Here is a 22,109-nt window from a genome sequence, read left to right as displayed (position 1 = left end):
CAAGGAGCTCCGACATGCGACCGTTCGCCATCAAGCGCATCGACCACCTTGTGCTGCGGGTCAGTGACCTGCCGCGCAGCATCGCCTTTTATGTGGATGTGCTCGGCTGCACGGTCAGCAGGGTGCGTGAGGACCTGGGCATGGTCCACCTGGCCACGGGTACGGCGATGATCGACCTGGTTACGCTGGACGGTGTGCTGGGGCAGCCCGGTGGCGCTGCCCCGGGCGCAGAGGGGCGCAACCTGCATCATTTCTGCCTGCGTATCGAACCCTTCGATGAACAGGCATTGACCGCTTACCTGCGCGCTGCGGGGGTGCAGGTGGAGCCTGCCGAGAAGCGCTACGGCGCCGAGGGCGAGGGGTTGTCGGTGTATTGCTTTGACCCGGACGGCAACCAGGTCGAGCTCAAAGGGCCGATTCCGTCGCCCGAGGCGCCTAAAAGGCAATGACGCGCCCGTGTGCCAGTTCGCCATCACGGCGAGTGGATATCCCGGTAAAGCCGATTATGCTTCAGATACCTTGCTGCGATCCGAGGCGGCCCGCCTCGTCGTGCTTCGCGCAACCAATGCAAGCCCTAGGGCCTGGGTGCGACGGTGAAATGGGTGTGAGGTGCTCCGGCCTGGGATAACAACAAGACGGAGGCAACCCATGGCGGTTATCGACAGCGCATCCACGGGCAGTAGCGCGCCCCAACGCGGTATCACCCGGGAGGAGCGCAAGGTTATCTTCGCCTCGTCCCTGGGCACAGTGTTCGAATGGTACGACTTCTACCTGTACGGCTCACTGGCCGCGATCATCGCCAAGCACTTCTTTGCCGGCGTCAACGAGACCACCTCGTTCATCTTCGCCCTGTTGGCGTTTGCCGCAGGCTTTGCCGTGCGACCGTTTGGCGCCATCGTGTTCGGCCGGCTGGGCGATCTGATCGGGCGCAAGCACACCTTCCTGATCACCATCGTCATCATGGGCCTGTCCACCGCGTTGGTCGGGTTATTGCCCAGCTATACGACGATCGGCGTGGCCGCGCCGATCATCCTCATCACCCTGCGCCTGCTGCAAGGCCTGGCACTGGGCGGTGAATACGGAGGGGCGGCAACCTACGTGGCCGAACATGCGCCCAAGGGCCGGCGTGGCTTCTTTACCGCCTGGATCCAGACCACCGCGACCTTGGGGCTGTTCCTGTCGCTGCTGGTGATCCTGGCTTGCCGCACGGCCATGGGCACCGAGGCCTTCGAAGCCTGGGGCTGGCGCATTCCGTTCTTGCTGTCGATCCTGTTGCTGGCCATCTCGGTGTACATCCGTATGCAGCTCAACGAGTCGCCGGTGTTCTTGAAGATGAAGGCCGAGGGCAAGGCGTCCAAGGCGCCACTGACCGAATCGTTCGCCCGCTGGGAGAACCTCAAGGTGGTGATCATGTCGCTGCTCGGCGGTACCGCCGGCCAGGCCGTGGTGTGGTACACCGGGCAGTTCTATGCGCTGTTCTTCCTGTTGCAGACACTGAAGATCGACCCACAGACCGCCAACCTGCTGATTGCCGGTTCGCTGCTGATCGGCACGCCGTTCTTCATCATTTTCGGCAGCCTGTCGGACCGCATCGGGCGCAAGAAGATCATCATGGCTGGCTGCATCATCGCGGCGCTGACCTACTTCCCGATCTTCAAGGCGCTGACCGAGTACGGCAACCCCGACGTGTTCGTCGCTCAGGAGCAGAACCCCGTAGTGGTGGTGGCCGACCCCGGCCAGTGCGCGTTCCAGTTCGACCCGGTGGGCAAGGCCAAATTCACCAGCTCCTGCGACCTTGCCAAGAGCGTGCTGGCCAAGCGCGCGATCCCTTACTCCAACGAAAAGGCCGAGCCTGGCAGTGTGGCGCAGATCCGTATCGGCGAGCGGGTGATCCCGAGCTTTGACGGGCGCAGCCTGGCCGCAGCCGACTTCAAGGCGCAGAATGATGCCTTCACCGCCACCCTTGGCGGCGCGCTGAAAGAGGCGGGTTACCCCGAGAAGGCCGACCCTGCGAAAATCCACTACCCGATGGTGCTGTTGCTGCTGACTATCCTGGTGATCTACGTGACCATGGTCTACGGGCCGATTGCGGCCTGGCTGGTGGAGCTGTTCCCGGCGCGCATCCGTTACACCTCGATGTCGCTGCCGTACCACATCGGCAACGGCTGGTTCGGCGGCTTCCTGCCGACCGTGGCGTTTGCCATGGTGGCGGCGACCGGGGATATCTACTACGGCTTGTGGTACCCGATCGTGATCGCGCTGATGACGGCGGTGCTGGGGATCTTCTTCATGCCGGAGACCAAGGACCGGGACATCAGCCACACCTGATCCTGTCGCTGTATGCAGGAGCGCCCTGGCACGGGCGCCCCTGCAAGGGCGCATGGCGGGAAGTGGCGTCAGTCGAAATAGCCCCGCAGGGTAAAGGCGTACCCGGTATCCACCACTGCGGCTTCAGCCCTGCTCCAGCGCTTGCTCAAGACGAACTCGAACGCCGGCTCGTATAGCTCGTCGCGCACCACCGCACCGCCGAGCACCTCCACGTCGTACCAGCCATTTTCCAGCTCGATGATCGGTCTCCCCGGCGCCTGGTAGCGTGCCAGCAGGTCGCCGAGGGTCTTGTTGGTGAAGTGCTGCAGGATGCGCCAGGTATAAAGCATCACCGCACGGTGCTCGACGTGCAGTACATACCCAGAACGCTGATGCTTCAGCCGGCTGCCCGGTTCACGCAGGGCGGGTGTGTGGCCATCGAGGGTGAAGATGATCCGGTAGGGCAGGTTGTCGATGCCCGCCATGGGTAGCACCACGCCTTCGCGTACTGCCTGATCGCCGCTGTCGTCATGGGTGAATGCGTGGGCCAGGTCGTCGGCCAGGCCGTTTTCCTGCTTGAAGCGTTCGAGTAGCTGGATGTCGCCGACCAGGAAGTAATCGATCAGGTCGTTGAGGACTTCACTGAATTCGTGGCGCATTTGTTTTCCTTGTCAGGTGCGCAAGTGAGCAATCGCAACGCTAGCGGAGGGCGGGCCACATATGCCCGCCGGGCGGGCGGTCGCTAGTGTTTCTGGGCGATCTGGATCAGGTTGCCGCAGGTGTCGTCGAACACTGCCACAGTGACCGGCCCCACCACTGTGGGGGGTTGGGTGAATTGCACGCCGGCCGCGCACAACCGGGTGTACTCGGCCTGGATGTCGCGCACGCCGAAAGAAGTGGCGGGTATGCCGTCTTGCTTGAGCGCTGCCTTGTACACCTTGGCTGCGGGGTGGGCATCGGGTTCGAGCAGCAGCTCGACGCCATTGGGGTCGTGAGGTGAGGTGAGGGTCAGCCAGCGGTGCCGGCCCAGGGGGATGTCATGTTTGGGCATGAAGCCGAGCACGTAGTGATAGAAAGCCAAGGCCTTGGCCTGGTCGTCGACAAGGATGCTGGTGACCACGATCTTCATAGGCACACACCGTTTGCTGGGGCTCGTTCACTCTTAGTAAAGACGCTCGGGCCTATTTGACCAGTGGCAGGCTTCACAGGGCGCCAGTCGCCGGCTACAAAAAACATGCTCAAGCCATAGGTAAATCCTTCATCGGCCGATCCCCCGGCAGCCAGGCCGCACGTTACAGTGACAGGCAAAATCCCCGAGCGCCCAGACAGCGCCAGAGAGGTACCTGTGGCTTCCTATACCTTGCGACAACTCAAGTATTTCGTCACCACCGTGGAGGCCGGCAGTGTCGCCGAGGCCTCGCGCCAGCTGTACATCGCCCAGCCGTCGATTTCCACGGCAATCAAGAGCCTGGAAGAAAGCTTTGGCGTGCAGTTGTTCATCCGCCACCACGCCCAAGGTGTGTCATTGACCCCCAGCGGCAAGCGCTTTTACGCCAAGACCAAATCGCTGCTGCAAATGGCCCACGAGTTCGAGCAGAACGCACTGGCTGACAACGACACCGTGGCCGGGCAGATCGACATCGGCTGTTTCGAAACGGTGGCCCCGCTGTACCTGCCGCGGCTGATCGCCGGTTTTCGCGAGCGTTACCCGGGCGTCGATATCCGCCTGCGCGATGGCGAGCAGCAGGACCTGATCCAGGGCCTGACCGCCGGCACCTTCGACCTGGTGTTTCTCTACGACCACGACCTGGATGGCACGATCGAGGCCGAGCCACTGATGCCGCCGCAAAAACCCTATGTGCTGTTGCCCGAAAAGCACCGCTTCGCCGGGCAAAGCCAGGTGTCGCTGCGCGACCTCTGCCCCGAACCGATGATTCTGCTGGACGTGGCACCCAGCCGTACCTACTTCGTCAGCCTGTTCAACGAAATGGGGTTGACCCCCAACATCGTCTTCAGCTCGCCGTCGATCGAGATGGTGCGCGGCATGGTCGGGCAGGGGTTCGGCTTTTCGTTGCTGGTGACACGCCCGCATTCGGAGTGCACCTACGACGGGCAGCGCCTGGCGATGGTGGACATCGCCGAGCCGGTGGCGTTGTCAGGGCTGGCGGCAGCCCGCTTGAAGCGGGTACAGCTGACCAAACCGGCGCAGCTGTTCGTGGAGTTCTGCCGTGAAGAACTGGCCAAATTCTGATGCGCGCCGCTGGGCTGGCCCGTGCCTGAGGGTCAAGGGTTGAGCTGATACCCGCGCCCCTGCAAGCAACCACTGTACGCGCTGGCATGGGCCGAGCTCTGCGCCTGGTCCTGCGTGCGCCGATCCTCTCGACGGTCCTGGCGCTGGCGCATGCCACCGACCGCAGCCCCGGCGGCGGCGGTTTCACCGGCACGGTTCTGCCGGTACGCCTGCTTGGCATCGTCACTGGCCCGGTCATACACCTCGTCATGCTGATTGCCACGCACCTGCGCACCTACGGCACCTGCGGCAGCACCTGCCGCTGCGCCGCGAACCCGGCCACCGACGTGGGCATCGCTGGAAGTCGCGGTGCTGTTCGCGGCATTGGTTGCGACGCTATTGCACTCATTGATGTCCTGTTGCATCTGCTGGCTGCTCTGGCCCTTCAGCGGCACCACTGTCTGCGCCTGGGCGGCAGGTGCTGTGCATAGCAGCACCAGCAGGTAACTCCAAGTAAACGAACGCATGGCACACCTCCTGTGGGCGTGACCCCCTTTCACAGGATAGTCCGTGCGAAACAAAACACCGACTGCTCTCGGACTTGCGGGCCGTTTTACATTCATTGCGTATGATAATAAGATCGCAATCATACGAAGTGTATGTAAAACGTTTTTTCCCTAAGGAGAGCCGATCATGCTCAGCCCCTACCGCCAACTGTTCCAGGCCAAAGGCACGGCAGGTTTTGCCCTGGCTGGCCTGGTGGCTCGCTTGCCCTTGCCGATGATGGGCATCGGCATCATCACCATGCTGGCGCAACTGCGCGGCAGCTATGGCCTGGCGGGCGCCGTGGCGGCGACGTTCGTGTTGACCTATGCGCTGATGTCGCCTCAGGTGTCCGCCCTGGTCGATCGGCACGGCCAGCGCCGTGTGCTGCCTGTCGCTGCCGCCTTGAGTGTGGTGGGCATACTGTTGCTGTTGGCGTGCAGCGGGTGGCAGGCGCCTGACTGGAGTCTGTTCATCGGTGCCGCGCTGGCAGGCTTGATGCCCAGCCTGTCGGCGATGGTACGTGCGCGCTGGACGGCGCTTTACCGGGGTACACCGCAGTTGCAGATGGCCTATTCGCTGGAAACGGTACTCGACGAGCTCACCTTCATCGCCGGGCCACCGCTGTCGGTAGGGCTGTGCGTGGGGCTGTCGCCCCAGGCCGGGCCCTTGGCTGCGGCGGTGCTGCTGGCGATCGGGGTGTTCGCGCTGGTCGTTCAAACCGGCACCGAGCCAGCGGTGGACGCAGACGCAGGCGCTTTGAATGGTCAGAGGTCGGTGTTGCGGCGCTTGGAGGTACAGTTGCTGGCACTGTTGATGGTAGCCATGGGGGTGATCGTGGGCAGCGTCGATATCGTCAGTGTGGCATTCGCCGAACAGGCCGGCATGCCGGCCGCGGCCAGCCTGGTGCTGGCGTGCTACGCCATTGGCTCATGCGCGGCGGGGCTGGTGTTCGGTGCCTTGAAATTGCCAATGCCGCCGCACCGGCTGTTGCTGCTCGGCGGCCTGGCGACGGCGGCGACGACCCTGCCGTTGCTGCTGGCGGGCAGCGTTTTCGCGCTTGCAGGCGCCGTGCTGTTGGCAGGCCTGTTCTTCGCACCGACCCTGATCGTGGCGATGTCGCTGGTGGAGCGCAGCGTGCCCGCGCACCAGCTCACCGAAGGCATGACCTGGCTGTTGGCCGGGCTGAATGTCGGCGTCGCGCTGGGGGCTTTGGCCTCAGGGCAGGTGGTCGACCTGCTGGGGGCCACGGCGGGCTACCAGGTGGCCGTGGCCGCAGGGGTTGCCGTTGCACTGGTTGCGCTGTGCAGTTACCGGCGCCTGGGCGCGGTGGCCGGTGCGGCACTGCCAGGCGCTTGCACCGGTTGATAGCACCGGTCGATCAGTTGAGGTTGTTGCCTGGCTGCGCCTTGGCGCTACTGGCAGTCTCCTGCACCCGTGCGGCCTTGTCCTGGGGCAGTTTGTCGAACTCGCGCAGGCCGTTGTTGCGGTAAGGGTCACCGATCCAGCGCGGCGCCACCACGAACTGCGAGTTGACGATGCTTTTTGCCGGCTCGTAGTGGTCATAGCTGAGCCCGGCCAGGTCGGACAGGGTGTGGATCAAGTGCGAGCTGCTGTAGGGGCGGTTGGCCATGGCCTGCAGGTCGCGTGGGTGGGCCGCCTGCCAGCTCGGCGAGGTCCAGAGCAGGAACGGGATGGTGTACATCGGCCGGGTCGGGGCACCTTCGTTGCGCCCCAGGCGGTCATGATCGCCAGAGCTGTAGACATCTTCGCCATGGTCGGAGAGGTACAGCAGGAAGCCGTTGGGGGTACTGGCCGAGTAACGCTTGATCAGGCTGGCGACGACGTGGTCGTTGTAACGCACCGCGTTGTCGTAGAAGTTGTAGGTTTCTGCCTGGCTCTGCGTCAGCTTGGCCGGTACGCCCTGGCGATCGGTGAAGTGCTGGTAGGTTTTCGGGTAACGGTAGCGGTAATCCATGTGCGTACCCAGCAGATGGATGATGATGAACTTGTTCGGTGCAGGGTCTTGCAACGCCTTCTGGAACGGGTCCAGCACCACCTCGTCGTACTGGCTGGCATTCTGGTTGCGCTGGTTGTTCAGGTAGACCGGTGCATCCGTTTGCTGGGAGAAGGTGGTCAGCATCGTGTTGCGCTTGGTCATCGTCTGCTGGTTGGTGATCCAGAAGGTCTTGTACCCCGCCTGTTTCATCAGGTTGATCAGCGACGGGTCGGTGAGGAAGCGGTCCGGGTGCTGTTCGTCACCGAAGGTAAGGATCTGCTGCATCACTTCGATGGTGTAGGGGCGCGGCGAAACGACGTTTTGAAACACCGTCAGGCCCTTGTCGCTGGCCGCCAGCGCGTCGAGATTCGGTGTGGTATCGCGCGGGTAGCCATACAAGTGCATGTGCTCGCGGGTGGTCGATTCGCCCAGCACCAATACCAGCGTGCGCGGTGTGTCCCCGCTGCTGTTGCGCAGGTTCTGCAAGGGCGGCAGCGCGGCGTTCTGTGCCAGCAGCTGCTGCATGTTGTTCAGTTGCTGGCGATATTGCCTGTAACCAACCAGCAGTTGCCAAGGCACGGCGGGCTCCATGCGCTGCTGGACCTTTTCTGCGGCGTCGAGGAAGTTGCGTTCCTGGGTAACCATCTGCTTGTAGAAGGGGTAGACCAGGTTGGCCAGCAACAGCAGGACAACTACCGGGATTCGGCTGCGCATAGGCAAGGTGACCGGGCGCACGCGTTTCCACAGCACCACGGCAACCAGGCTGTACAGCAGCAGCGCCAGGCCCAGCCAGAGGCTGAAATACTGGCTGAAGTATTCGCCGGCCTCGGCGGTGTTGGACTCGAACATCACGAAGATGACGCTTTGCGAGAACTCCTGGCGATAGATGCCGAAGTAGCTCAGGCCTACCAGCGAAGCGCCCCACAGCACCAGGCCGATGACCGCCGAAGTGGCCCGGGTGAAGCGCGGCAGCAGCAGCACCGGGGCCAGCCACAGGCTGCTGAGGAACAGCGCATCGCGAAAACCGGCAAACCCTGTGGTGCCGCTGAACAGCAGCAGCGCTTGGGTAACGCCGGAAAAATACCAGAAGAACAGCAGGAGCCAGCCCAGGCCGGCCCAGTCCACCCGTTTGCGCGGGGAGGGGGTTGTTGTAGTGTCTGACACGTATGCCTCGTTGAACCTTGGCAGCCACCCAATGTGCGGGCGGCCGGAAAGGGCGTGACGCTAATCTGATGGCTGTGAAAATAACGTCAATGCCGTTGGCAAGGAGGCCCAGCCGTATTGCGCCATTGCGCGAACTGTCAAGGGCGCCAACGCTTGTCCTGTAATGGGTGCGATAACTTAACCCGTGGTCCCCGCCACGCGTGCAGGTATGATGTCGGCAGCGTAACCAGACCTACAGGCGCAGTGGAATATGAACCGTCGTAAAAAGATCAAACAGTTGATGCAGGCACATGCCAAGAAGGCCAGTGCCAAGCTGGCGCCCAAGAGCAAGCCCAAGTACATCAGTAAAGCCGACCGGTTGAAGCTGGCAGCCGAAGCTGCCGAGGGTACGGTTTCAGACGCCCAGAGCTGAGCGGGTGGGGGCTGGCGTATCAACGGCGATAGTAACGATGGTCGTCCTGGTAGCGGTGATGCATCGCCCGCTCATGATGACGCTCCCAGTCTCGCCGGCGTTCCCAGTCTCGCCGGCGCTCGGCTTCGCGGCGGGCTTGTTCCCGGCGCCACTGGTCGCGGCGCCAGTCGCCTCGGTGATCGTGCCAACGGTCGTCGTGCCGGTAGCGGTCATCATGGGCGAGCAAGGGCGCTGAGTGCTCGCCAGCCAGGCTGGCCACGCTGGGCCAGGGGGATTCGGCAGGGGCTGCGACAGGCGAGGCAGTGTTCGGGGTTTTCATTTGTGATGCGGATGCCGAGCCCACCGCCGCGAAGGTGAACAGGCCGAGAAGCATCAACCGTGCGACATGCATTTTCATCAGCGAAGGCAACCTCTGGTAAACCATTTTTCCTGAGCACATAGACCTTTTAATTGGGAAAAGTTCTGGTGGGGTAGGTTTGATGGTTGTCTTGGGCTCGGGTGCTCGCGCGGTGTTTTGGGGGTTCCTGGCTTGAGGTTTTCAGCGCCTGTGAGATCGAGCGCCGCGCGGGCGGCGCTCGATCTTGTAGGCGCTGAAACTCCCAAGGCATGCACGGCGGCGCTCGATCTCACAGGCGCTGAAGATCCAATGCCAGGCACCAGCCAGCCCCCCACACCATCACCCCCCGGCAAACACCGCACGCAAATGCCCCCGATAACTGTCAAACGCCGCAATCACCCCCGCAATCACCTCAACCTCTTCCCCAGCATCAAGCGCCAGGCCATCAACCCTGGCAACAAACTCCCGCCAGTGCAGGGCACGCCCGTCGGGATGTGGCGCCAGGTGCCGAGCCCCCTCGTTGCCGTCCAGGCCCAGGCGCTGGGTTTGCTTGAACAAAAACGCCGCCCCAAGGTTCGACCCCTCGCTGCAATACAGCCAACCCAAAGCCTGGGCCGGGCTGGCACTGACCGTCGGCGGCGCCGAAGGCAGCGCCAGGCCCAGGTCAAGCAGATCGCGCTCGACCGCCGCGAAACGCGACAATTGCATCAGCCCCGGCAGGCGATCGTTGAGCAACTCATCGTGGTACAACGCCAGCAGGCTGCCATGGAAGCGATGTTGCACCTGCAGAAAGCGCGCATAGCGCTCACGGTCTTCGAAGGGGCGTGCGGCCATGACCAGTTCATCGACACTGTCGTGGTCGCGGCTGCTGGACGCCTTCAGGCGCGCGCAGCGGCCGGGGACGGTGAGGCGCGTGGCGGTTGCAGTCATCGGGGATTTCCATGTCGAAGTGGCAAAAGGGCATGGTAATAAGATCACTCAGCCTAGGAAACGATCCTGTCATGCCGAAAATAAACGGCAGTGATTTATCATGCAGCCTGTTGTCATGTCCCAAAGGAGTCAGCGCATGAGCGCCCCCCAGTTCCGCAACCCCGAACCCACCGACGCTGAACGCTGCTACGCGATCGAAATCGGCGCCTATGAAGGGGATGAAGCGGCAACCCTGGAAAAAATCCGCACCCGCATCGCGCAGTACCCCGAAGGGTTCCTACTGCTCGAAGCCGAGGGTGAAACCGTCGGCTTCATCAACAGTGGCTGTGCCCATGACGTGGTCATGTCCGACGAAGCCTTCAAGGAACTGGTCGGCCATGACCCGGCGGCGCCCAACGTGGTGATCATGTCGGTCGTGGTCGACCCCGCCCATCAGGGCAAAGGCTATGCGAAGCTGCTGATGGGCGCGTTCATCCAGCGCATGAAGGCGCAAGGCAAGCAGACCATCCACCTGATGTGCAAGGAGCAGCATGTCGCGCTGTACGCTAAGCTCGGCTACGCCTACGTTAAACCGTCGCCGTCCGACCACGGCGGCATGGCCTGGCACGAAATGCTCATGACGCTCTGAGCGTCATTCGGCCATCTGCAACTCGGGCAGTTTCACCCGAAACGCCCGGGTCAGCCCGAGCAGGCAGAGGAAGCCCACGGCCATCCAGCACAACCCGATGGTGAACGACAGGCGCGACAGGCTGCTCCACAGCCAGAGCGTGCTGAGAAACCCCAACCCCGGAATCGCGCCATACAGCAGGTAATTGCGGGTGCCGCGCAGCTTCTGGTCGACCAGGTAGTGCTTGACCACCGCCAGGTTGACTGCCGAAAAGGCGAACAGCGCACCGAAGCTGATCATGTTGGCGACTGTGTCCAAGGTGATGACCAGGGCGATCAGCGAGAGGATGCTGACCAGCATGATGGCCGCAGCCGGTACGCGTTTTTTCGTCACCAACTGGCCAAACACCCCTGGCAACGCACCATCGCGGCCCATGGCGAACAGCACCCGCGACACGCTTGCCTGGGAGACCATGGCCGAGGCGAAGCAGCCGGCCACGTAGGTGGCGGTAAACGCCGTCACCAGCAGTTCACCGCCGACCCGGCGCATCACGTCCACCGAGGCCGAATCGGGGTCGGCGAAGGCGCCCCACTCGGGGAAGACCATCTGCGCGCAGTACGACACCACCAGAAACAGCAGGCCACCGATCAGCGACACGGCCATGATCGCCAGTGGGATGCGAAACGTCGGGTTGCTGGTTTCCTCGGCCATGGTCGAAACCGCGTCGAAACCAAGGAACGACAGGCACAGCACCGCGGCACCGGTCATGATTAGCGGCACGCTGAACCCTTCGTGGTGGAAGGGGGCAAGCAGTGACACCGGCGCCGATTGACCCGCCAAGTTGTTGATCGACAAGCCGACGAACACGACGATGAACACCAGTTGCACAACCACCAGGATCCAGTTGACCCGGGTAATCGACTCGATGCCAATCAGGTTGAGGAAGGTCACCAGGGCGATGGAGCCGGCAACCCATACCCAGGCGTGGATGGCCGGGAAGTACTCCGACATGTAGATGCCGATCAGCAGGTAGCTGAGCAACGGCAAAAAGATGTAATCGAGCAGCAGCGTCCAGCCGGCCATGAAGCCGATGTGGGTGCCAAATGCCTTGCGGGTGTAGGTGTACACCGAGCCGGAGTAGGGGTGCGCCTGCACCATGCGGCCGTAGCTGTAGGCAGTCAACAGCATGGCGGCGAGGGTCAGCAGGTAGGCGGTGGGCAGGTGCCCCTTGGTCATCTGGGTGACCAGGCCATAGGTGGTGAACACCGCCAGGGGCACCATGTAGGCGAGGCCGAACAGCACCAGGGCGCTGAGCCCCATGGACTTTCTGAAGCGGCCGGAAGACGCGGAGGGTGACGAGGCGTTGGCGGAGTGGGTCTGGGCCGTAGTTGTTGTTGTATGCATTGCGAACTCCTGAAATCGGATGCAGGACGCCGCAGTATGCGAGCGGGCTCGATACTGTTGAGGGGCCATGAAAGGAGGCTGGGCCAGCTTGGGTTGCGCAGCCCTCAGGGGTGGGGCCGGACGATGCTCCCATACCCCGGGCCCGCTCGAAATCACCCTTTGGGGTGAGCCGCTGGTCGCCTGAAAACGCTCACCCCAAAGGGTGATTTCGGTCTTCGCCTGGCCATGGGAGTATCTGGAAACAACGCGCCGCCCCGACGGCGATACCGTTTTCCCGCTACCGGCAGATTTCCAGTGACCAGTGATCAATTGGCTTCAACACAGTGGTTCGAGCACATTGCCAGGGTTACCGACATGATCGGCCAACCGGGCTTTGCCGCCACCTTGTTCGCAGCGCTCGGGGTGATCCGGCCCATCCAGGCCACCACGGTCTACCTCTACCCGCATGACGGCATGCCATGCGCGTTGTTCGAGCAGGATGACAAGGCACCCTGGCAGCCAGAAGGCAACGTCAGCCGCTACCTTTCCGGCTTCTATCTGCTCGACCCGTTCTACGGCGCCTGCGTCGAGCAGGTCGCGTCGGGCTGCTATGGCCTGTTCGACGTGGCGCCCGACCACTTCGAAGTGAGTGAGTACTACCAGTCGTTCTACCGCCATTCACACCTGGAGGATGAGCTCAATTACATCCTGCAGGTCGCGCCCGGCCAGAGCCTGGCAGTGTCGCTGGCCTTCACCGACAAGCTGGACGCCCCAAGCCGCGACCTGTTCGGGCGCATCACGCCCTGGGTGCTGGCGGTACTCAGCAAGCACTTTGCCGGGCTGGGCAGCCGCGGTGGGCGTTTCGAGAATGTGCTGGAGCAACGCATCCATGCCGCCCTCAACAACTTCGGCAGTTCGTTGCTGACGATGCGCGAATGCCGCATTGCCCAGCTCATCTTGCGTGGCCACTCGACCAAGTCCCTGGCCGAGCGCCTGGGGGTTTCGGAAGACACCATCAAGTCACACCGCAAGCATGTCTACGCCAAGCTCGACATCGGCACGCAGTCCGAGCTGTTCTCCTTGTTCATCGACGCGCTGGCCAATGCCCAGGGCGTGCTGGGCAAGGACCCGCTGGAAAGCTACATGGGCAAGCTTCGCTAAGCGCAGCCGCCTCGCCCGCCCCTATAACCACAAGGAAACCCGCCAATGAACGCGCCTTTTGCCCCCAAACGCCAGACCCGTGACTACCAGGCCGCTGACGCGGCGCACCACATCCATGCCTTCCTCGACCAGAAGGCGCTCAATGCCGAAGGCCCGCGGGTCATGGTCGGTGGCGAACGGCTGCACCTGTGGGACAGCGAGGGCAAGCGCTACCTGGACGGTATGTCGGGCCTGTGGTGCACCCAGCTGGGTTACGGGCGCAAGGACCTGACCGCCGCGGCCGCCGCACAGATGGACCAGCTGGCCTACTACAACATGTTCTTCCACACCACCCACCCGGCGGTGATCGAACTGTCCGAACTGCTGTTCAGCTTGCTGCCAGGCCACTACAGCCACGCGATCTACACCAACTCCGGGTCCGAGGCCAATGAAGTGCTGATCCGTACCGTGCGCCGTTACTGGCAGGTGGTCGGCCAGCCGAACAAGAAGGTCATGATCGGCCGCTGGAACGGCTACCACGGCTCGACCCTGGCGGCCACGGCCCTGGGCGGGATGAAGTTCATGCACGAGATGGGCGGGCTGATTCCGGACGTGGCGCACATCGACGAACCGTACTGGTACGCCGAGGGCGGTGACCTTACCCCGGCCGAGTTCGGCCGGCGTTGCGCCCTGCAGCTGGAGGAGAAGATCCTCGAACTGGGCGCGGAAAACGTCGCAGGCTTTGTCGCCGAACCCTTCCAGGGCGCTGGGGGCATGATCTTCCCGCCGGAAAGCTACTGGCCCGAGATCCAGCGCATCTGCCGCCAGTACGACGTGTTGCTGTGTGCCGACGAAGTGATCGGCGGCTTTGGTCGCACCGGCGAGTGGTTTGCCCATGAGTATTTCGGTTTCGAGCCGGACACGCTGTCGATCGCCAAGGGCTTGACCAGCGGCTACGTGCCCATGGGTGGCCTGGTGTTGAGCAAGCGCATCGCCGAGGCATTGGTGGAGCGCGGCGGGGTGTTTGCCCACGGCCTGACCTATTCGGGCCACCCTGTGGCGGCGGCGGTGGCCATCGCCAACCTCAAGGCGCTGCGTGACGAAGGCATCGTGCGTCAGGTCAAGGACGACACCGGGCCGTACTTGCAGCGCATCCTGCGCGAAGTGTTCGCCGACCACCCGATGATTGGCCAGGTGCAGGGTGCCGGCCTGGTGGCGGCGCTGCAGTTTGCCGAGCACAAGCCCAGCCGCAAGCGTTTTGCCAACGAGAACGACCTGGCCTGGCAATGCCGCACCTTCGGTTTCGAGGAAGGCTTGATCATTCGCTCGACGTTGGGGCGGATGATCATGGCGCCGGCATTGGTGGCCAACCGCGCCGAGCTGGACGAGCTGGTCGACAAGACCCGCATTGCCGTGGACCGCACTGCCAAGTTGGTGGGCAGGCTCTGAGTATCTGGGGCCGCAAGGCAGCCGCAAAATCCAAGACAGTCGTATGGAGCGCAAATGAAAAGTCTCGAATACTGGCAAACCCGCGCCGCAGGCCTGCGTTTTCTCGACAAGGCCTTGATCGGCAGCCAGCAGGTGAGCGCCAACTCCGGCGCCACCTTCGCGGCCATCAACCCGGCCACCCAGCAGGTGCTGGCGCAGGTTGCCGCCTGCGCTGAGGCCGAAGTCGACCTCGCGGTGGCCACCGCACGGCGGGCCTTCGAACAGGGCGCGTGGTCGCGCATGGCCCCGGTCGACCGCAAGAAAGTCCTGCTGCGCCTGGCCGAGCTGATCATGGCCAATCGCGAAGAGCTGGCACTGCTGGACTCGTTGAACATGGGCAAACCGGTGATGGATGCCTACACCCTCGACGTGCCTGGCTCGGCGCATGTCTTCGCCTGGTATGGCGAGGCGCTGGACAAGCTGTACGATCAGGTGGCCCCCACGGCGCCCAACGCGCTGGCCACGATCACCCGCGAAGCGCTGGGCGTGGTCGCCGCCGTGGTGCCGTGGAACTTCCCGCTCGACATGGCCGCGTGGAAGCTTGCGCCGGCGCTGGCCGCCGGCAACAGCGTGGTGCTCAAGCCTGCCGAGCAGTCACCGTTCTCAGCGCTGCGCCTGGCGCAACTGGCGCTGGAGGCCGGTTTGCCGGAAGGCGTGCTGAATGTGGTGCCCGGCCTGGGTGAACAGGCGGGTCGGGCGCTGGGGTTGCACCCGGACGTCGACTGCCTGGTGTTCACCGGCTCTACCCAGGTCGGTAAATACTTCATGCAGTACTCGGCGCAGTCCAATCTCAAGCAGGTCTGGCTGGAGTGTGGCGGCAAGAGCGCTAACCTGGTGTTCGAAAACTGCCAGGACCTGGACCTGGCGGCGGAAAAAGCGGCATTCGGCATTTTCTTCAACCAGGGTGAGGTGTGCTCGGCGAATTCGCGCCTGTACGTGCAGCGTTCGATCCACGATGAGTTCATCGAACGCCTGCAAGCCAAGGCCCGCCAATGGATGCCAGGCAACCCGCTGGACCCTGCGAGCCGCGCGGGTGCAATTGTCGATGCCGAGCAGACCGGCCGCATCAAGGCCGCCATCGACCATGCGCACGAGCAGGGCGCTCGGCTGGTGTGCGGTGGCCGGCGCCTGACCCTGGGCGGGTCGGACAACTACATCGAGCCGAGCATTTTTGCCGGGGTCGAGGCCAGCATGAGCCTGGCCCGGGAGGAAGTGTTCGGGCCGGTGCTGGCGGTCAGCGCGTTCGACAGCGAGGAGCAGGCCGTGCGCTTGGCCAACGACAGTGTCTATGGCCTGGCCGCGTCGGTATGGAGCGATGACTTCAACCAGGTGCATCGCGTGGCGCGGGCGTTGAAGGTGGGCACCGTTTCGGTCAATACGGTGGATGCGCTGGATGTCACGGTGCCCTTTGGTGGGGGCAAGCAGTCGGGGTTTGGTCGCGACCTGTCGTTGCATTCGTTCGACAAATACTCGCAGCTCAAGACCACTTGGTATCAGCTGCGCGCGTGACGCAGGCCAGTTCATACGTATGCGGCGCCTGGCTTGGGGTTGGCGGTGGGGCGGAGATCGAGGGCAGCCCGCCCCCCCAAAAAACCACGACAGGCACCTAGGCGCCTCACACCCTACCCATCTACTGCTCGCTGCACTCCAGCCACTGCGGGTAGGTGATGCAACTGATGTGCTCGGTCCGATAGCCCTGCAAAAACGCGTTGTACTTGTTTTCCTCGGTGTGGTGATAACGGAACCCACACTTCGACTGGGCAGCATGAGACTGAGTGTTCTCCGCGAAATAGCCACACCACAGCGCCTTGAGTTTCAGGGTTTCAAACGCGTGCCGCATCACTTCCCGCACGGCCTCCGGAATCAGGCCTTGGCCCCAGTACGGCACACCGATCCAGTAGGCGATTTCGCCTTCCTGCTCACTGATCTCGAAATGGCTGTTGGCCCCAATGAGAATGCCAACACACCCTACCGCACGGCCATTCTCCTTCAGCTCCACCGCATAGACTTCGGGGTGATTGAAGACCGTGCGGATGATCTCGGCACTGTTCTGCACGCTGGTGTGCGGGGGCCACCCGGCTCTGGGGCCGACGCGGTCGTCCTTGGCATATTCGTACAAGTCCGCGGCATCTGTGTCTTGCCAAGGGCGCAGCAGCAATCGTTCTGTTTCAAGTTGCATATCCTGGACTCATCCTGGGTTGGCTCGGGGTGACAGGGTAATGGGTGGTGCTTAATTGGTACATGCATACCGCCTTGCTCAAGCGTCGGTCGCCAGCGTCAGGGTATTTTTTTGAGGGGTTGTGGATGCCTGGAGGGTGTATTCGGGGCCACTCGGTGCCCGTCTTGGTTTTTGCAGCGCCCATGAGATCGAGCGCCGCCCGCGCGGCGCTTCGCGGGACAAGCCCGCTCCCACATCTGTTTCGGGCCAGTCATGCCTGTGACATAGGCGCGCGCCCCCCTTGTTTGTACGACGCGATATTGAGGCGGGCGCCAAAAGGGGCGCGCGCCAATGCTTCAGGAGTAACTGGCCCGAAACAGATGTGGGAGCGGGCTTGTCCCGCGAAGCGCCGCGCGGGCGGCGCTCGATTTCCGCGCCACCTCCAAAACTAAGACAGGCACCTAGCCGCCATCGCCTATCTCCCGACACGTACCTAGCAACCCCACTTCCCCAACATTCCGTGAAGAACCATTCTTGTGCCGTTATTTCAAGCGCCAGACCGGAGTTTCGTTGTCCCACTACCGCAGGCACGTGCATGAGGCCAACGGCCAAGGCTGAGCCACAGGTAGGGCGTGCGCCGCACCCGTGAATGCGTGCATTATCCGGTTTCGACAAGACAAGGAAGACGACCGTGCAAGTACGCAAGCTGACCCACGATGACCTGCCCCACGCCAGCGCCCTCTGCCTGGGTGCATTCACCCAGGCCGTTGCGCCCTCGCTGTCGGCACAGGGGGTGGAAACCTTCGCCAAGGTAGCTGCGGCGCAGGCGTTTGCCGAACGCATGGCGGGCGACAACCTGATGCTGGTCTGTGTCGCAGAGGGAGTGATCACCGGGCTGATCGAACTCAAGCAAGGGCGCCACGTGGCGATGCTGTTTGTCGCGCCAAGTTGGCAGCGTCGGGGCGTGGGCACGCGCCTGATGAACGCAGCGCTGGAGCAGGCGAGAGCGGCGGTAGTGACGGTCAGCGCATCGTTGAGCTCGGTGGCCGCCTACCAACGCTACGGATTCGCACTGGCAGGGGATGTAGGCGAGATTGCCGGGCTGATCTATCAGCCGATGGAAAAGCGCCTGCCTTGATCAACGAATGGCCGCTTGTGCCTGGCGCACCGGCAGTTCGACCCTGAACGTGGTGCCCACGCCGACCTCGCTGTGCACATGGATCTCGCCGCAGTGGCGCTTGATGATGCCGTACGACAGCGACAACCCCAACCCGGTGCCTTGGCCGACCGGCTTGGTGGTGTAGAAGGGGTCGAAGATCTTCTGCAGGCTCTGTGCAGGAATGCCGCAGCCGTTGTCGGCCACTTCGATCCACACCTTGTCGTCGTTGGCGCAACCGGTGCGCACGGTGATGGTGCCGCGCTCGGTGCCCATGGCGTGGGCTGCATTGACCACCAGGTTCATGATCACCTGGTTGATTTGTGACGGCAGGCACTCGACCTCTGGCAGCACACCGTATTGCTTGACCAGGTCGGCCTTGTACTTGAGCTCGCTGGCCGCGATGTTCAGGGTCGAGTCGATGCCCTGGTGCAAGTTGGCCCATTGCCAATCCTGGCTGCTGTCCACCCGCGAAAAGTCTTTGAGGTCCCTGACGATCTGCCCGACGCGGCTGATGCCGTCCTTGGACTCACTGATCAGCAACGGAATATCGTCGAGAATGTATGCCAGCTCCATTTCGCTGCGCAGTTTCACCAAGCTCGCCTGCAGCGTCGCCGGGCCGATGGCCGGCTCTGCGTCACGGTAGGCCTTGAGCATGTCCTGCAAGCGGGCGAAGTAGGTGCCCAGCGCCCCCAGGTTGGAGGAGACGAAGCCGATTGGGTTGTTGACCTCATGGGCGATGCCCGCCGCCAGTTGGCCAAGGGAGGCGAGTTTTTCTGATTGCACCAGCTGGCTTTCGAGCAGCTTGCGTTCATCGATCTCGCGCTGCAGCGCCGCGCTGGCCTGGGTCAGTGCCTGGGTGCGGCGCGCGACCCGTTGTTCCAGTTCATCGTTGGCGACTACAAGCGCGCGGTTGACCCGGTTTATCTCGCCGAAGCTGCGCAACAGCCACACCGCCATGTACAGCAACAGCAAGACCAACAGGGTAGAGAACACCAGCAGGTAGAAGTGGTAGCGCTGATTGACCAGCAGCGCCGTGCGTTCGTCACGGTCGAGCATCATGGCAATGGCATCCAGGTGCGCGGCGACCGGCAAGGCGCCGATCTGCTCAAGCAACTGATTGACCTTGGGCTGCTCGCGCAGGATCAACGCAATGTGGTTGCTGAGGGTGTCGATGGGCGCATGAAACTCCAGCGGCAGGCGCTCTTTGTTGACCGCCAGCTTGTTCAGGCCGACGAGGATGTCAGCCGCCTTGTCATCCGTGGTCATCTGGGCGAACTCAAGGCTGCTGAGCATCAGGTCGTAGGTGTCGGTAGAAATGTTGTGCAAGCGCAGTGCGTCGGCATCGGCCAACTGCCCCAGTTGTGCCTGGATACCGTCGGCGGCGGCGGGCAGAAACGCCAGGGAGTTGCGCAGCACGGCGTTATGCGACTTGAAGCGCTCGACGTAGTTTGCCTTTTCCTCGAACGCCTGCTGGTAGTCGGCGTAGGCCTGGCGCCATGCCGGGGAGTTACCGTGCTGGTTGCGGGTTTCAATGCTTTCGAAAGCCCGCCACAGGCGCTTCATCTCGACCACTGGCCAGACCAAGGGGTCGTAGTTGTAGTTGATGCTGGTGCGGGCCTTGAGTATTTCGTTTTCCCATTGCGAGTCGTTTTGCTTGATCTGCCGGATCAGGTCACGGGCCTGGGTGTAGGTACCGCTCTCGTCGGCCTTGGACATCAGGTACAGGTAGACCAGCACCGAGGCCAGCAACACGGCACTGGTCGTCAACAACAGCAAGCTGCGGCGGCGGGTCAGTCTCATAGGGGTTTGCCCTCCCATTCACCGGTCAGGGTCTTTAGAAACTGAATGATCAGCGCTTTGTCGTCGGTGCTTGGCGTGCGCCCCAATTGGTAGCGGAACATGACGTCCACCGCCGCTTCCAGGGTCGGCGCCGAACCATCGTGAAAGTACGGGGCGGTGACCGCGACATTGCGCAGGCTAGGCACCTTGAACACATGCCGGTCTTCTTCATCGCCCGTGACGTTGAAGCGCCCCAGGTCGGCAGGCGTGGGGTTGCCGCGGTCAGCGAAAAAATCGCCCAGCACGCCGAACTTCTGCAGCATGTTGCCGCCGATATTGACGCCTTGGTGGCAGGCAATGCAGCCGTATTCCTGAAACCGCGCGTAGCCGTATTTTTCGTCCTTGCTGAGGATCTCGGTGTCGCCCTGCAGGTAGCGGTCAAAGCGTGAATCCGGGGTCAACAGCGTGCGTTGAAAGGTGGCCAGCGCGTCCTGAAGGGTATGTTCATCCACCGCCTTGCCATAAGCCTTGGCAAACCCTGCGCGGTAGCTTGGGTCTGCGGCGATGCGCTGCACAACCACTTGCCAGTCGCTGCCCATTTCGCCTGGGCGCTGGACCACCAGGTGGGCCTGCTCTTCGAGGGTTTGCGCACGGCCATCCCAGAACTGGCGAAAGTTCAGGCTGGCGTTGAACACGCTGGGGGTATTGACCGGCAAGGGCTTGCCATCGACGCCGAGCGAGCGCACCTGGCCGTCGGCGCCCCCCTGGTCAAGCCGGTGGCAACTGGCACAGGCCAGGCTGGCGTTGCTCGACAAGCGCGGGTCATTGAACAGTTTGCGGCCCAGTTCGACCCGCTCAGGCGCTAATGCAGGCACCGCGGGCAATGGGGTGAGGGGCCCGCCAATGGCCTGTGCCAACCCAATCGAAGGCACCAGGAGCAACAGCACGCCCGCGCACGTGCGAAACGGCGGGTGGATAGGCATCGGGCAACCCTCCCTGGTGACAACGCGCTATGCCGCTGAGAATAGTCAGTGCCGTGCGCCAGCGCTAACCGATGGGGCAAATGTCATCTAGCCTGTAACCAAGGACCCGTTTGATTACCCGGTGCACGGAGGGGACCATGGAACAACCGGTAATGGATGATGTGGCCGACAGCGCCTGTGAGAAAGCCGTCGTGCTGCTGGTAGACGACGAGGCCTCGATTCTCAACAGCCTGCGCCGGCTGCTGCGTGGCCAGCCCTATGATGTGTTGCTGGCCGAAAGCGGCGCTCAGGCCCTTGAGCTGCTTGAACAGCAGCCCGTCAACTTGGTGATCAGCGATGCCCGCATGCCCGGCATGGATGGCGCGACCTTGCTGGCCCAGGTGCACCAGCGCTTTCCTGGCACCTTGCGCATCCTGCTGACTGGTTATGCCGACATGGCCACGATCACCAAGGCGATCAATGACGGCCAGATTCACCGCTACATCAGCAAACCCTGGAATGACGAAGAGATGCTGGTGACCGTGCGCCAGGCCCTGGCCTTGCAACACTCGGAAAGCGAGCGACGGCGCCTGGAGGCCCTGACCCAGGCACAGAACCAGCAGTTGAAGGTGCTCAATGCCAGCCTCGAACAGCGTGTCGCGGCGCGCACCGCCGAGCTGCAGCAAACGGCCGACATGCTCGACCTTGCCTACGAAGAGCTCAAGCACAGTTACGTCACCGGCACCGAGGTGTTCTCGCTGCTGGCCAACCTGCGCCTGCCCAAGCCCAAGCAGACCAACCGCCAGGTCATCGAACTGATTCGTGTGTACTGCACCCGCCATGGCCTGGACGAAGCCAGCCGCCGCGACCTGACCATGGCTGCCGCCCTGTACAACATCGGCAAGATGAGCTGGACCGACAGCATGCTGACCTGCCCGGTGGACCTGCTGCCGCATACCGAGCGCGACCTGTATCGGTCGTACCCGAAACAGAGCGAATCGCTGGTGATGACCCTGGAGCCGATGAAAGAAGCGGCGCAACTGATCTTGCACCATCAGGAACGTTGGGATGGCAGCGGCTTCCCCGACCATCTCAAGGGCGAGGCCATCCCCCTTGGGGCGCGCTGGTTGAAGCTGGCCGTGGACTTCATCGAGTTGCAACGCGGCCTGGTGCTGGAGCGGCAGATGAACAGCGATGAGGCCTTGATGTACATCCGCAAATACGCAGGCAAGCTGTATGACCCGGCGCTTGTGGAAGACTTTGTAAACGTCTGCGCGGAGTTTCTCAGCGATGTGACCCTGGCCGACCCGACGGTGCAGGCCCTGGGTACCCGCGACCTGGCCGCCGGCATGGTCCTGGTGCGCAATCTGAATGCGGACAACGGCATGCTCTTGCTCAATGCCGGCAAGGTGCTGAGTACGGCGTTGGTGGAAAAGCTGATTGCCTTCGAGCAGATGGAGGGGGGCAAGTACAGCGTGTTCGTTCGCGTCCCCGAGGGGGCTGTGACTTGA

Annotated in this window: 21 protein-coding genes; 11 read left to right on the top strand and 10 right to left on the bottom strand. The window is 62.9% G+C overall.

What is annotated here, in order from left to right:
- The first annotated feature begins 14 nt into the window (after positions 1-14).
- Entirely contained in the window at positions 15-449 is a 435-nt protein-coding gene (locus CKW22_RS23345; RefSeq protein ID WP_033697270.1) for a VOC family protein, read from the top strand.
- Positions 450-648: 199 nt separating this feature from the next.
- Positions 649-2,328 (top strand): MFS transporter, encoded by a 1,680-nt coding sequence (locus CKW22_RS23340; RefSeq protein ID WP_033697271.1) that lies wholly within the window; start codon positions 649-651, stop codon positions 2,326-2,328.
- A 68-nt stretch (positions 2,329-2,396) separates the two neighbouring features.
- Here the strand turns inward: CKW22_RS23340 and CKW22_RS23335 are convergent, their stop codons facing one another.
- Complete coding sequence (locus tag CKW22_RS23335) at positions 2,397-2,966, bottom strand: hypothetical protein (protein WP_033697272.1); 570 nt, start codon at positions 2,964-2,966, stop codon at positions 2,397-2,399.
- Between the two features lie 83 nt (positions 2,967-3,049).
- Positions 3,050-3,436: a VOC family protein gene (locus tag CKW22_RS23330; RefSeq protein WP_033697273.1), complete on the bottom strand. Its 387-nt coding sequence runs from the start codon at positions 3,434-3,436 to the stop codon at positions 3,050-3,052.
- Positions 3,437-3,652: 216 nt separating this feature from the next.
- On the opposite strand from CKW22_RS23330, the gene CKW22_RS23325 reads away from it, so the two are divergent.
- Entirely contained in the window at positions 3,653-4,558 is a 906-nt protein-coding gene (locus CKW22_RS23325; protein WP_033697274.1) for a LysR family transcriptional regulator, read from the top strand.
- A 32-nt stretch (positions 4,559-4,590) separates the two neighbouring features.
- On the opposite strand, the gene CKW22_RS23320 is transcribed toward CKW22_RS23325, so the two are convergent.
- The gene (locus CKW22_RS23320) at positions 4,591-5,064 is read right to left on the bottom strand and encodes a YMGG-like glycine zipper-containing protein (protein WP_047583536.1); all 474 of its coding nucleotides are present in this window, start codon (positions 5,062-5,064) and stop codon (positions 4,591-4,593) included.
- Between the two features lie 166 nt (positions 5,065-5,230).
- Here CKW22_RS23320 and CKW22_RS23315 point away from each other — a divergent pair, with 166 nt between their 5' ends.
- Positions 5,231-6,448, top strand: coding sequence for an MFS transporter (locus tag CKW22_RS23315; RefSeq protein ID WP_033697276.1), 1,218 nt, complete (start codon positions 5,231-5,233; stop codon positions 6,446-6,448).
- 13 nt (positions 6,449-6,461) lie between these two features.
- On the opposite strand, the gene CKW22_RS23310 is transcribed toward CKW22_RS23315, so the two are convergent.
- Complete coding sequence (locus CKW22_RS23310) at positions 6,462-8,243, bottom strand: phosphoethanolamine transferase CptA (protein ID WP_077068372.1); 1,782 nt, start codon at positions 8,241-8,243, stop codon at positions 6,462-6,464.
- A gap of 250 nt (positions 8,244-8,493) precedes the next feature.
- On the opposite strand from CKW22_RS23310, the gene CKW22_RS23305 reads away from it, so the two are divergent.
- The gene (locus tag CKW22_RS23305) at positions 8,494-8,655 is read left to right on the top strand and encodes a DUF2986 domain-containing protein (RefSeq protein WP_077068373.1); all 162 of its coding nucleotides are present in this window, start codon (positions 8,494-8,496) and stop codon (positions 8,653-8,655) included.
- A 19-nt stretch (positions 8,656-8,674) separates the two neighbouring features.
- Here CKW22_RS23305 and CKW22_RS23300 read toward each other — a convergent pair whose 3' ends face one another.
- Complete coding sequence (locus CKW22_RS23300) at positions 8,675-9,052, bottom strand: hypothetical protein (RefSeq protein WP_050506036.1); 378 nt, start codon at positions 9,050-9,052, stop codon at positions 8,675-8,677.
- Between the two features lie 279 nt (positions 9,053-9,331).
- Positions 9,332-9,922, bottom strand: a complete 591-nt coding sequence (locus CKW22_RS23295; RefSeq protein ID WP_033697278.1) for a biliverdin-producing heme oxygenase — start codon at positions 9,920-9,922, stop codon at positions 9,332-9,334.
- A 136-nt stretch (positions 9,923-10,058) separates the two neighbouring features.
- Between CKW22_RS23295 and CKW22_RS23290 the strand changes: the two genes are divergently transcribed.
- Complete coding sequence (locus tag CKW22_RS23290; protein WP_033697279.1) at positions 10,059-10,550, top strand: GNAT family N-acetyltransferase; 492 nt, start codon at positions 10,059-10,061, stop codon at positions 10,548-10,550.
- Between the two features lie 3 nt (positions 10,551-10,553).
- Here the strand turns inward: CKW22_RS23290 and CKW22_RS23285 are convergent, their stop codons facing one another.
- A complete protein-coding gene (locus tag CKW22_RS23285) occupies positions 10,554-11,933 on the bottom strand; it encodes an APC family permease (RefSeq protein ID WP_095065211.1) in 1,380 nt (459 codons plus the stop codon).
- 354 nt (positions 11,934-12,287) lie between these two features.
- Here CKW22_RS23285 and CKW22_RS23280 point away from each other — a divergent pair, with 354 nt between their 5' ends.
- Genes CKW22_RS23280 through CKW22_RS23270 form a run of 3 tightly spaced genes read left to right on the top strand, consistent with a single transcriptional unit; the run spans position 12,288 to position 16,049 of the window.
- Positions 12,288-13,073: a helix-turn-helix transcriptional regulator gene (locus CKW22_RS23280; protein ID WP_050506037.1), complete on the top strand. Its 786-nt coding sequence runs from the start codon at positions 12,288-12,290 to the stop codon at positions 13,071-13,073.
- A 45-nt stretch (positions 13,074-13,118) separates the two neighbouring features.
- Entirely contained in the window at positions 13,119-14,501 is a 1,383-nt protein-coding gene (locus tag CKW22_RS23275; RefSeq protein ID WP_095065209.1) for an aspartate aminotransferase family protein, read from the top strand.
- A gap of 54 nt (positions 14,502-14,555) precedes the next feature.
- Positions 14,556-16,049 (top strand): aldehyde dehydrogenase, encoded by a 1,494-nt coding sequence (locus CKW22_RS23270; protein ID WP_047583541.1) that lies wholly within the window; start codon positions 14,556-14,558, stop codon positions 16,047-16,049.
- Between the two features lie 121 nt (positions 16,050-16,170).
- Here the strand turns inward: CKW22_RS23270 and CKW22_RS23265 are convergent, their stop codons facing one another.
- Positions 16,171-16,719 carry a GNAT family N-acetyltransferase gene (locus tag CKW22_RS23265; protein ID WP_033697283.1) on the bottom strand — a complete coding sequence of 183 codons (549 nt, stop codon included), beginning with the start codon at positions 16,717-16,719 and terminating at the stop codon, positions 16,171-16,173.
- Between the two features lie 670 nt (positions 16,720-17,389).
- On the opposite strand from CKW22_RS23265, the gene CKW22_RS23260 reads away from it, so the two are divergent.
- The gene (locus CKW22_RS23260) at positions 17,390-17,836 is read left to right on the top strand and encodes a GNAT family N-acetyltransferase (protein ID WP_047583542.1); all 447 of its coding nucleotides are present in this window, start codon (positions 17,390-17,392) and stop codon (positions 17,834-17,836) included.
- Here the strand turns inward: CKW22_RS23260 and CKW22_RS23255 are convergent, their stop codons facing one another.
- Positions 17,837-19,657, bottom strand: coding sequence for a DAHL domain-containing protein (locus CKW22_RS23255; RefSeq protein ID WP_033697285.1), 1,821 nt, complete (start codon positions 19,655-19,657; stop codon positions 17,837-17,839).
- A complete protein-coding gene (locus tag CKW22_RS23250) occupies positions 19,654-20,619 on the bottom strand; it encodes a cytochrome-c peroxidase (RefSeq protein ID WP_050506039.1) in 966 nt (321 codons plus the stop codon). Before CKW22_RS23250 ends, CKW22_RS23255 begins: the two co-directional genes overlap by 4 nt.
- A gap of 137 nt (positions 20,620-20,756) precedes the next feature.
- On the opposite strand from CKW22_RS23250, the gene CKW22_RS23245 reads away from it, so the two are divergent.
- Positions 20,757-22,109, top strand: a complete 1,353-nt coding sequence (locus tag CKW22_RS23245; protein ID WP_033697286.1) for an HD domain-containing phosphohydrolase — start codon at positions 20,757-20,759, stop codon at positions 22,107-22,109.

This window comes from Pseudomonas sp. Irchel s3f19 (genome assembly GCF_900187555.1).
GTDB lineage: Bacteria > Pseudomonadota > Gammaproteobacteria > Pseudomonadales > Pseudomonadaceae > Aquipseudomonas > Aquipseudomonas capeferrum.
Note: the sequence above shows the minus strand (reverse complement) of the source record. Positions and strands in the feature narration are given on the sequence as shown.